Source organism: Natronospira sp., assembly GCF_007134575.1.
Taxonomy (GTDB): domain Bacteria; phylum Pseudomonadota; class Gammaproteobacteria; order Natronospirales; family Natronospiraceae; genus Natronospira; species Natronospira elongata.
On the sequence record NZ_SLKM01000090.1, the window covers coordinates 1 to 8,690 of the forward strand.

Consider the following 8,690-nt stretch of genomic DNA (forward strand, 5'->3'; position numbering starts at 1 on the left):
CATTGCACTGACCACCGACAGTTCCACACTGACCTCCATTGCCAATGATTACTGCTACGAAGACATCTTCGCCAAGCAGGTGCGAGCATTGGGTCAGGCGGGCGACCTGCTGCTGGCGATTTCCACCAGCGGTAATTCGGACAACCTCATCCGGGCCATTGATGCCGCCCACGAACGCGAGGTCACGGTCATTGCCCTCACCGGGCGGGACGGGGGACGCATGGCCGATGCCCTCAGTGGTGAGGACATTGAGATCCGCGTGCCCGGGGCTTCCACTGCCCGCATTCAGGAGGTCCACCTGCTCTGCATCCACTGCCTGTGTGACCTGGTGGATCGCAAGTTGCTGGGCGTGGAAGACTGAAGCGGCTGTTCTGACATGGCCCAAAAGCCCTCCCCCATTACCCGACTGTCAGCCGAGGCGGAGTCACGACTCAAAGCCGTATTGCCTGCCGATCGACTGCTGACCGAAGCGGCGGATTGCTGGGCCTATGGCTATGACAACAGCCGCCGTCAGGTCTGCCCCCAGGCGGTGGCCTTTCCCGAATCCAGCGAGGAAGTGGCGGCTCTTGTCCGAGTCTGCCATGACCTCAAGTTGCCTGTGGTCGGCCGCGGTCGTGGCAGCGGGACCGCCGGGGCCGCGGTTCCCGTCGAGGGGGGCCTGGTGCTGTCCATGGAACGCATGGACCGAATCATCGAGATCAACCCGGATGATCGTCTGGCGGTGGTTGAAGCCGGGGTCACCAATGGCGACCTCCAACGGGCCCTGGCCCGGCACGGTTTCTTCTGGCCCCCTGATCCCACCTCGGCGGATTACTGCAGTGTGGGTGGCAACCTGGCCTGCAATGCCGCCGGCCCCAGGGCGGTGAAATACGGCACGCCGAGAGACAACATCCTCGGGCTGACCGCAGTCAGCGGTGCCGGTCAGATTCTGCGCACGGGGGTCCATACCACCAAGGGCGTCGTGGGTTATGACCTCACCCGACTGCTGGTCGGGTCCGAAGGCACCCTGGGGGTGATAACCCAGGCCACATTGCGGATCACCCCCCTGCCGGAGGCGCGCCGCAGCCTGCGCGCGGTTTACGATGGCATGGCCGATGCGGCGGCGGCGGTTTCCCGGATCATGGCCCAACCCCTCACCCCCTGTATCCTGGAGTTCATCGATGGCCGGGCCATTCAGATGATCCGGGATTATGCCGAGACCGACTTGCCGGAAGGTGCTGGGGCCATGCTGATGATCGAAGTGGATGGCTCGGCCGAGCAGCTGGATCTCGCCGAACAGGCGGTCTCAAGAGCGGCGGCCGGCCCGGGGCTACGGGAGTTGCGCAGCGCCAGGGATGAAGCAGAGCGCAAGGCCCTGTGGGCCGCGCGCAAGGCCCTGTCGCCGGCCCAGCGCAAGATTGCCCCGAAGAAGATCAATGAAGATGTGGTTGTGCCGGTCTCCCGCATGGCGGATCTGATCGGCGGGCTGGAAGCATTGTCGGAACGCTTCGGTATTCTCATCGTCAACTTTGGCCATGCCGGCAACGGCAACATCCATGTCAATCTATTGGTGGATCCCGATGACCCCAAGCAGATGGCGGTGGTGGATGAATGCCTGGATCAGGTATTCCGGCTGGTCCTGTCCCTGCGCGGAACCCTGTCCGGCGAGCATGGCATCGGCTACGACAAGAAACAGTTTGTCGTGCTGGAAATCGAACCGGCCGCACTTGAGCTGATGAAACAAATCAAGAAACAGTTTGACCCTGCCGGCATCCTCAATCCCGGCAAGCTATTCCCCGAATAGGCCGAGGGCGCCTCGTGAAACAGAAGCATTTCATTGACAGCCACAAGGGCATAACCGGACTGGCGGTGCTGGCAATGATGGCCTGGCATGGCGCCTGGGATCAGGCAGCGGCCTGGCTCTATCTCGCCCTGCACGGCAGCTACGGCCTGTTCTGGATATTGAAGAGCCGCCTGTTTGGCGATCGCAGCTGGGAGGCGCCCTGTGGACTGGGCTACGGCCTGGTGATTTGGGCGGGCCTGAGTCTCTACTGGATCGCTCCCTGGCTGCTCATGAGTCGGGCGATCGAGCCGGCTGCGTGGCTACTGGCGCTTTGCGTCGGCCTCTACGCCCTGGGGGTCTTCCTGCACTTCAGCGCCGACATGCAAAAGCATTTGCACATGAAATATCGGCCGGGGAAGCTACTCAATGATGGGCTATGGGCGCGCAGCCGCAACCCAAACTACCTGGGGGAACTGCTGATTTACGGGAGTTTCGTCACCCTGCCACTGCACTGGGCCCCGCCGCTGATATTGCTGCTTTTCTTCAGCGTCGTCTGGCTGCCCAATATGCGGCGCAAGGATCGTTCTCTGGCGCGCTACCCCGAGTTCGCCGAGTGGAAGGCCCGGAGCGGACTGCTCTTTCCCCGCCTACTCCCCCGGCGGGGCCGCATTCGAGGGTGACTACTTGATGACCCGGAGATTGGGTCGACGGGCCTTGTCCGCCTCTTTGCTGGGTTTCTTGCCGGGCTTGTCGTTCCCGTCATCCCCATCAGGGGGGGTGGGCCCGTCGTCTTCCTCATTGAAGAGCATGCCCTGACCCGATTCCCGGGAGTAAATGGCAAGGACCGCCGAGGGAGGCAAGGCGATGGCCATGGGCTGACCACCAAAGCGGGCATTGAAGCTGATCTCCTGATTATCCAGGAGCAGGTTCTGCACCGCGCTGGGGCTGATATTCAGGATAATCTTGCCGTTCTGAACATAGTCCACCGGGACCATGACACCATCATGCTCGGCATCAACGAGCAGATGGGGTGTCTCGCCACTATCCACCATCCACTGGTGCATGGCACGAATCAGATAGGGTCGCCTCGGGACCATCAAACCCCCAGTGTCGAAATCATGAACTTACAATGAAGCGGAACTCGGAGGGCTGTCAAACGCCGTCACGTTCCCGCGGGGTCAGACTATCGCGGAAGGAACCTCGGGAAAACAGCCTGTCGGTATAATTGCGCAGATTCCGGGCCCGAGGCGGCAGCTTGATGCCGTAACGCTCCAGGCGCCAGAGCACGGGGGCGACGGTGCAATCGGCCAGACTGAACTCATCTTCGACCAGCGCCGGACGGGAAAAAATGGGGTCGGCCGCAATCACGTTCTCTTCCAGGGCCTTGCGGGCCTTTTCCACCTTCTTTGGCGTGCCCGTTTCGATCTCTTCCGCCAGGCGGTACCAGTCCTGTTCCGTCTGGTAGACGAAGAGACGAACCCGCGCCCGCCCCACCGGATCAACCGGCATCAAGGGCGGGTGCGGAAAGCGCTCATCCAGGTATTCCATGATCACGGCGGGACCATGCAGCACCAGCTCACGATCCACCAGAGTGGGCACTGACTGGTATGGGTTGAGGTCGATCAGGTCCTCCGGAACTCGACCTTCCTCAACGTCCACCGTGTCATGGCTAATCCCTTTTTCCGCCAGCACAAAACGTACCCGATGACTCTCGATGGAATCGGGATGGGAAAACAGGGTCATTACTGACCGACGATTCGCGACCACCGCCATTTGACGTTCTCCCTCGCTAGGCTGACGGATACCGGCATTACTTCACGTCGCGCCAGTAATCCTTGTAGAGCAGATAGGACAGGAAGGTGAAGACGCCAATAAAGGCCAACACCCAGAAACCGATGCGCTTGCGATCAGTCTGGATAGGCTCACCAACATAGTCCAGGAAATTGACGATGTCCCGCACGGTTCGATCGTATTCCTCATGGCTCATGCGGCCTTCCCGCACCGTCTCGAATCCGACGAAACTGCCCTCCTCGTCATAATGAGCCTTCTGCAGTCCCTGAAGGGACCACAGGACATGCGGCATGGCTGCATTGTCCAGCATCCGGTTATTGGTTCCGGCAACCGTCCTGTCATCAATATAAAAACTGTGCAGGAAGTTGTAGATCCAGTCCGGGCCACGACTCCGGGACACCAGGGTCAGATCCGGAGCCGCCATGCCAAACCAGTCTTCGGCGTCCTCTGGTGGCATGGCGATCTTGACCATGTCCGCCAACTCATCGCCGGTAAAGGCCAGATTCTCGAGAGCAAGATCTTCAGGCAGCTCCAGGTCATCGGCAATCCGCTGGTAGCGCTTGTACTCCAGGGAATGGCAGCCGAGGCAATAATTCATGTAGTACCTGGCTCCCCTCTGCAGGGAAGCCAGGTTGGTCACGTCATTATTCGCCGCGGAGGGGCGCCATTCCCGCACGGCATCCTCGTCCGCGATCACGGCACCGGATCCGGCCGCGATGACCAGCACCAGCGCACTCAGTGACAGTTTCCTGATTGTTCTCATCATGAGGTCAACCTCTCCGGCACCGGCTTGGATTCATTCAGTCGGGTATGAGCGGGCAGCAACAGGAAGAAGGCAGTGACCGCAATCATCACCAACAGTGCAATCCAGCTGATGCCTGCCATATCCCTGACCAGGTCAATTACCGCAATCAGCGCCACCACGATGGCAAAGGCGCCGTAATAGTAGTTACGGCTCCGTGGCTCCGAGTACACCCACGAAATGATGAAAAACATGAAGTAGAACTCGGTAAAGCGCAGCGCCAGCTCATTGTAGAGCGTAGTCGCCGGCTTCAGCCCCAGATACCCAAGGACAATGAAGCCAAAGGCAAAGCTCATGAGCAGCGCCTTGTAAAGGAAGCTGCGATAACGAATGGACTTGACCGGATGCCGATCGATCCAGGGCATGGCAAACAGCACCAGGATGGCCAGACCCATGGCAATCACACCACCCACCTGATCCGGGATCGCCGCCAGAATGGCGTAGAACGGGGTGAAGTACCAGACCGGCGGCACGTATTCAGGCGTCTGCAGAGGGTCGGCCGGAATGAAGTTGGCCGGCTTGAGGAACAGGTCCAGGAATGTGGGCGCAAAGAAGACAATGGCGAAGAAAAGCGCCAGGAACACACCCACGCCGACGATATCCTTCACCGTGTAATACGGGTGGAAGGGAATGCCGTCCACGGGCTTGCCGTCAGGACCCTTGTTTTCCTTGATCTCAATACCGTCCGGGTTGTTGGACCCGGTCTGGCGCAGGGCGACCAGATGGAAGAAGATCAGGCCGATCAGCACCAGGGGCAGCGCCACCACATGCAGCGCAAAGAAGCGGTTCAGGGTGACATCGGAAATCAGGTAGTCACCGCGAATCCATATAGCCAATGGCTCACCAATACCCGGCAGAACGCTGAACAGGGAAATAATCACCTGAGCGCCCCAGTAGGACATCTGACCCCAGGGCAGCAGATAACCGAAGAAGGCCTCGGCCATCAGCACCACGTAGATCAGCATGCCGAAGATCCACAGCAGTTCACGGGGTTTCTTGTAGGAGCCGTACATCAGCCCCCGGAACATATGCAGATAGACCACCAGGAAGAACATGGATGCCCCGGTGGAGTGCATATATCGAATGAGCCAACCCCATTCCACATCCCGCATGATGTATTCCACGGAGGCGAAGGCACCGTCCGCGGAGGGCTTGTAGCTCATGGTCAGAAAAATACCGGTGACGATCTGAATGACCAGCACCAGCAGGGCCAGTGACCCGAAGAAATACCAAAAGTTAAAGTTCTTCGGCGCGTAGTAGCCGGTAAGCTGATCTTCGACGAACTGCCGATAAGGCAGGCGATCGTTGATCCAGTCACCGACGGTACCGCCGCCCTGGTTGCTCTTGTTCTGCATCAGGCGACCTCTGCGTCTTCACCAACGATAAGGGTGTTGTCATCGACAAAGCGATGGGGCGGGATGTCCATATTGGTCGGTGCCGGCACGCCCCGATAAACACGACCGGCGAGGTCGAATCGGGAACCGTGGCAGGCACAAAAATAACCACCAGGCCAGTCACTGCCCATGGCCGGGTCGGCCGGATCCGGGTGGAAGGACGGTGAACAGCCCAGATGGGTACAAACCGCCACCATTACCAGATACTCCGGCTTCAGGGAGCGATACTCGTTCTTGGCGTACTCGGGCTGATCGGAGGAGTCGGAATCCGGATCCCGCAGGCGATCACGGATCTCCCCCAGCCTCTCAATGGCATCCTCGCCACGCCGCACCACATGGATGGGGCGTCCACGCCAGCTCAGGGTGATTCGCTCACCCTCATCCATCTTGCTCACGTCCACTTCCACCGGGGCACCGGCCAGACGGGCTCGGGCACTGGGCCGCAGGGAGGCAAGGAAGGGAGCCGCCATGGCCGCCACCCCGATCCCCCCGACCACCGAGGTGGCCACGGTGAGGAAATGACGCCTGTTATTGTCAACGCCGTTACTCATTCTCCGGTTCTCCTGGAGCTCATTTCGGACTGCCGGATCGGTCCCGTCTCGGTCGCCGTCTCACGGGAGCGCGGGGAAACGCCCTGACGGCAAGCTGTCGGGCCGGTCCAGCCACCCCATGCGACCGAGCGGACGCGGGCGGGGCACGCTGAATCGACATAAAGCGGGGATTATACACAGTTCAACTCACGCCTCGCCACCAGCCCGGCACGCCACGCTTGTCACCAGCCCGGCGGGACGCTACCTTACTTGCCCCACAGGCCGAGCAAGCGACTTCTCATGGGCGAGACAGCAGGCAGAATCACAGGCTGGTTGGACTTCCTGGTCCGCTCGGTAGTACTGGGCCTGGCCGCCGCCTTCGTGGTCGTGTTCTTTCGCCCCGAACTGTTGGAGCGCAACGGCCAGGTGGACAGTTTCGCCGATGCGGTGGAGCAATCCGCCCCCTCCGTGGTGAACGTCCACACCGCCCGCCGATTGGACGACATCGACCCCGAGTTCATACCGGATTATTGGCGCCGCTACTTCGACGACCGCCCCGGCGAGCATCGGGACCGGGTGGAGAGCAGTCTTGGCTCGGGTGTGATCGTTTCCCCGGACGGCCATATTCTGACCAGCAATCACATTATTGAGGATGCCGAGGAGATCCGCGTTGCCCTGCATGACGGCCGGATTGAGGCCGCCGAGGTGGTGGGCACCGACCCGGAAACCGACTTGGCCCTGCTGCGGATCGAGGCAGCGGATCTTCCCGTCATCCGCTTTGGTCGCTCCGACCGGCTGCGGGTGGGTGACATCGCTCTCGCCATCGGCAATCCGGTGGGGCTGGGACAGGCCGTGACCCAGGGCATCATCAGCGCCACCGGTCGCAGTCAGCTGGGTATCACCACCTTCGAAAACTTCATCCAGACCGACGCGGCCATCAACTTCGGCAATTCCGGGGGCGCGCTTGTGGACACCCGGGGCCGTCTGGTGGGCATCAACACCGCCATGCTCTCCTCCGAAAACGGGGGCTCGGGGGTGGGTTTCGCCATTCCGGTCAGCCTGGCCCAGGGAGTGATGAACCAGCTGATCGAGCACGGTCGCGTGATCCGCGGCTACCTTGGCATCGCCCCCCAGAGCCTGACCCTGGAGCTGGCCGAATCCTTCGGACTGGACGAGCCGGTGGGCGTGGTTGTCACCAATGTCCAGCGGGGCAGCCCGGCCCACGAGGCCGGCATCATCCCCGGGGATGTGGTCACCCACATCAACGGCAATGAGGTGACGGACTATTACGACGCCCTCAACAAAGTTGCCAGCCTGCAACCGGGTGACAGCGCCGAGATTCGGGTGATCCGCGACGAGGAAGTCCGATATTTTTCCGCCGTCATTGCCGAGCGGCAGGTACCGGGGCAGAACTAAGGAACCTCTGAGGCCGGATGCTAGCGAATGGCTGCTGCCAGGGCCTCGAATAGGATCTCATTGTCGGCAGGCGAACCCACGGTCAAGCGTAGACAGCCGCTCAATGCCGGGTGAGCGCCGTCGAGACATTTCACCAGCACGCCAGCGGCCTTCATGCGAGCATGAACCGTCGGGGCATCGGCTACCCGCAGCAACAGGAAGTTGGCCTCACTGGGCCAGACATGCACGCCGTCCAGGCCTTGCAGGCGCTGATACAGCCTGGCCCTTTCCTCTCGCACCAACTCGGCTTGAGAGCGCCACCAATCCCCATTCTCCAGGGCAAACCGGGCGGCTGCCTGGGTCAGGACGTTGATATTGTAGGGCATCCTCAGCCGTTCCAGGGCATCGATCCAGGCCGGATCGGCGACCAGCCAACCCAGACGCAAACCGGCCATGCCGGCCTTGGAAAGGGTCCGCATCACCGCCAGATTGGCGGGACGACCGGCGCGGTCGAGACAGTGGATATCGGTGTGGGGGAAATAGGCCTCATCCACCACCACCAGACCGGGGGCGGCGTCGGCAATCGCCTGGAGCTGATCCGGGGAAAATGCATTGCCGGTGGGGTTGTTGGGGTTGGCAATGAAGATCAAGGCAGGGCGAAGCCGCTCCATTTCCGCAAGGGCCCGATCCAGGTCCAGACTGAAATCTTGTTCGTCCAGCGGCAGCGCATGATAGTCCATGCCCGCGTTACGGGCAGCGACCTTGTAGATGGCGAAGCCGGGTTCCGGTGTCATCAGGCCGGCCCCGCGCCGGGCCAGCGCCAGGGTCAGCATCTGAATGATTTCGTCGGAGCCATTGCCCAGCAACAGGCCAAGCCTGTCATCGATGGCGAATTGTTCACGCAGGGCGGCTTTGAGGGCACTGGCCTGGCTGTCGGGATAGCGATGCCAGTCCAGCCCGGCGACCCGCGCCTGCCAGTCTGCCTCGAGCGCTGCCGGCAGGCCCGCCGGCGCCTC

Annotated in this window: 10 protein-coding genes; 4 read left to right on the forward strand and 6 right to left on the reverse strand. The window is 61.3% G+C overall.

Annotated features, from left to right (window positions below):
• From ACJWXQ_RS03505 to ACJWXQ_RS03515, 3 genes are all read left to right on the forward strand, one after another.
• Window positions 1–361, forward strand: a 361-nt coding sequence (locus ACJWXQ_RS03505; RefSeq protein ID WP_406672158.1) for an SIS domain-containing protein, incomplete at its 5' end; no start/stop codon positions are given.
• Window positions 362–376: 15 nt separating this feature from the next.
• Window positions 377–1,783 (forward strand): FAD-binding oxidoreductase, encoded by a 1,407-nt coding sequence (locus ACJWXQ_RS03510; RefSeq protein WP_406672159.1) that lies wholly within the window; start codon window positions 377–379, stop codon window positions 1,781–1,783.
• Between the two features lie 14 nt (window positions 1,784–1,797).
• Entirely contained in the window at window positions 1,798–2,442 is a 645-nt protein-coding gene (locus ACJWXQ_RS03515; RefSeq protein ID WP_346050487.1) for a DUF1295 domain-containing protein, read from the forward strand.
• On the opposite strand, the gene ACJWXQ_RS03520 is transcribed toward ACJWXQ_RS03515, so the two are convergent.
• The 5 genes from ACJWXQ_RS03520 to petA are packed head-to-tail and all read right to left on the reverse strand — an operon-like array spanning window position 2,443 to window position 6,300.
• A complete protein-coding gene (locus ACJWXQ_RS03520; protein ID WP_346050488.1) occupies window positions 2,443–2,859 on the reverse strand; it encodes a ClpXP protease specificity-enhancing factor in 417 nt (138 codons plus the stop codon). It lies immediately after the preceding gene.
• A 55-nt stretch (window positions 2,860–2,914) separates the two neighbouring features.
• A complete protein-coding gene (locus tag ACJWXQ_RS03525; protein WP_406672160.1) occupies window positions 2,915–3,535 on the reverse strand; it encodes a glutathione S-transferase N-terminal domain-containing protein in 621 nt (206 codons plus the stop codon).
• A 37-nt stretch (window positions 3,536–3,572) separates the two neighbouring features.
• On the reverse strand, window positions 3,573–4,316 hold the full coding sequence (locus tag ACJWXQ_RS03530) for a cytochrome c1 (protein WP_406672163.1): 744 nt from the start codon (window positions 4,314–4,316) through the stop codon (window positions 3,573–3,575).
• Window positions 4,316–5,710: a cytochrome bc complex cytochrome b subunit gene (locus ACJWXQ_RS03535; RefSeq protein ID WP_406672161.1), complete on the reverse strand. Its 1,395-nt coding sequence runs from the start codon at window positions 5,708–5,710 to the stop codon at window positions 4,316–4,318. Before ACJWXQ_RS03535 ends, ACJWXQ_RS03530 begins: the two co-directional genes overlap by 1 nt.
• Window positions 5,710–6,300 (reverse strand): ubiquinol-cytochrome c reductase iron-sulfur subunit, encoded by a 591-nt coding sequence (gene petA / locus ACJWXQ_RS03540; RefSeq protein WP_346050492.1) that lies wholly within the window; start codon window positions 6,298–6,300, stop codon window positions 5,710–5,712. The genes ACJWXQ_RS03535 and petA overlap by 1 nt, the downstream gene beginning before the upstream one ends.
• 279 nt (window positions 6,301–6,579) lie before the next feature.
• Here petA and ACJWXQ_RS03545 point away from each other — a divergent pair, with 279 nt between their 5' ends.
• A complete protein-coding gene (locus ACJWXQ_RS03545) occupies window positions 6,580–7,695 on the forward strand; it encodes a trypsin-like peptidase domain-containing protein (protein ID WP_346050493.1) in 1,116 nt (371 codons plus the stop codon).
• A 20-nt stretch (window positions 7,696–7,715) separates the two neighbouring features.
• Here ACJWXQ_RS03545 and ACJWXQ_RS03550 read toward each other — a convergent pair.
• Window positions 7,716–8,690: pyridoxal phosphate-dependent aminotransferase (locus ACJWXQ_RS03550; RefSeq protein ID WP_406672162.1), on the reverse strand; the 975-nt coding region annotated here is incomplete at its 5' end.

Bases quoted from the DNA above. Each gene is read 5' to 3' on its own strand.
- ACJWXQ_RS03510 (WP_406672159.1), top strand. From the start codon at position 377: ATGGCCCAAAAGCCCTCCCCCATTACCCGACTGTCAGCCGAGGCGGAG.
- ACJWXQ_RS03520 (WP_346050488.1), bottom strand. From the start codon at position 2,859: ATGGTCCCGAGGCGACCCTATCTGATTCGTGCCATGCACCAGTGGATG.
- ACJWXQ_RS03525 (WP_406672160.1), bottom strand. From the start codon at position 3,535: ATGGCGGTGGTCGCGAATCGTCGGTCAGTAATGACCCTGTTTTCCCAT.
- ACJWXQ_RS03530 (WP_406672163.1), bottom strand. From the start codon at position 4,316: ATGAGAACAATCAGGAAACTGTCACTGAGTGCGCTGGTGCTGGTCATC.
- ACJWXQ_RS03535 (WP_406672161.1), bottom strand. From the start codon at position 5,710: ATGCAGAACAAGAGCAACCAGGGCGGCGGTACCGTCGGTGACTGGATC.
- petA (WP_346050492.1), bottom strand. From the start codon at position 6,300: ATGAGTAACGGCGTTGACAATAACAGGCGTCATTTCCTCACCGTGGCC.
- ACJWXQ_RS03545 (WP_346050493.1), top strand. From the start codon at position 6,580: ATGGGCGAGACAGCAGGCAGAATCACAGGCTGGTTGGACTTCCTGGTC.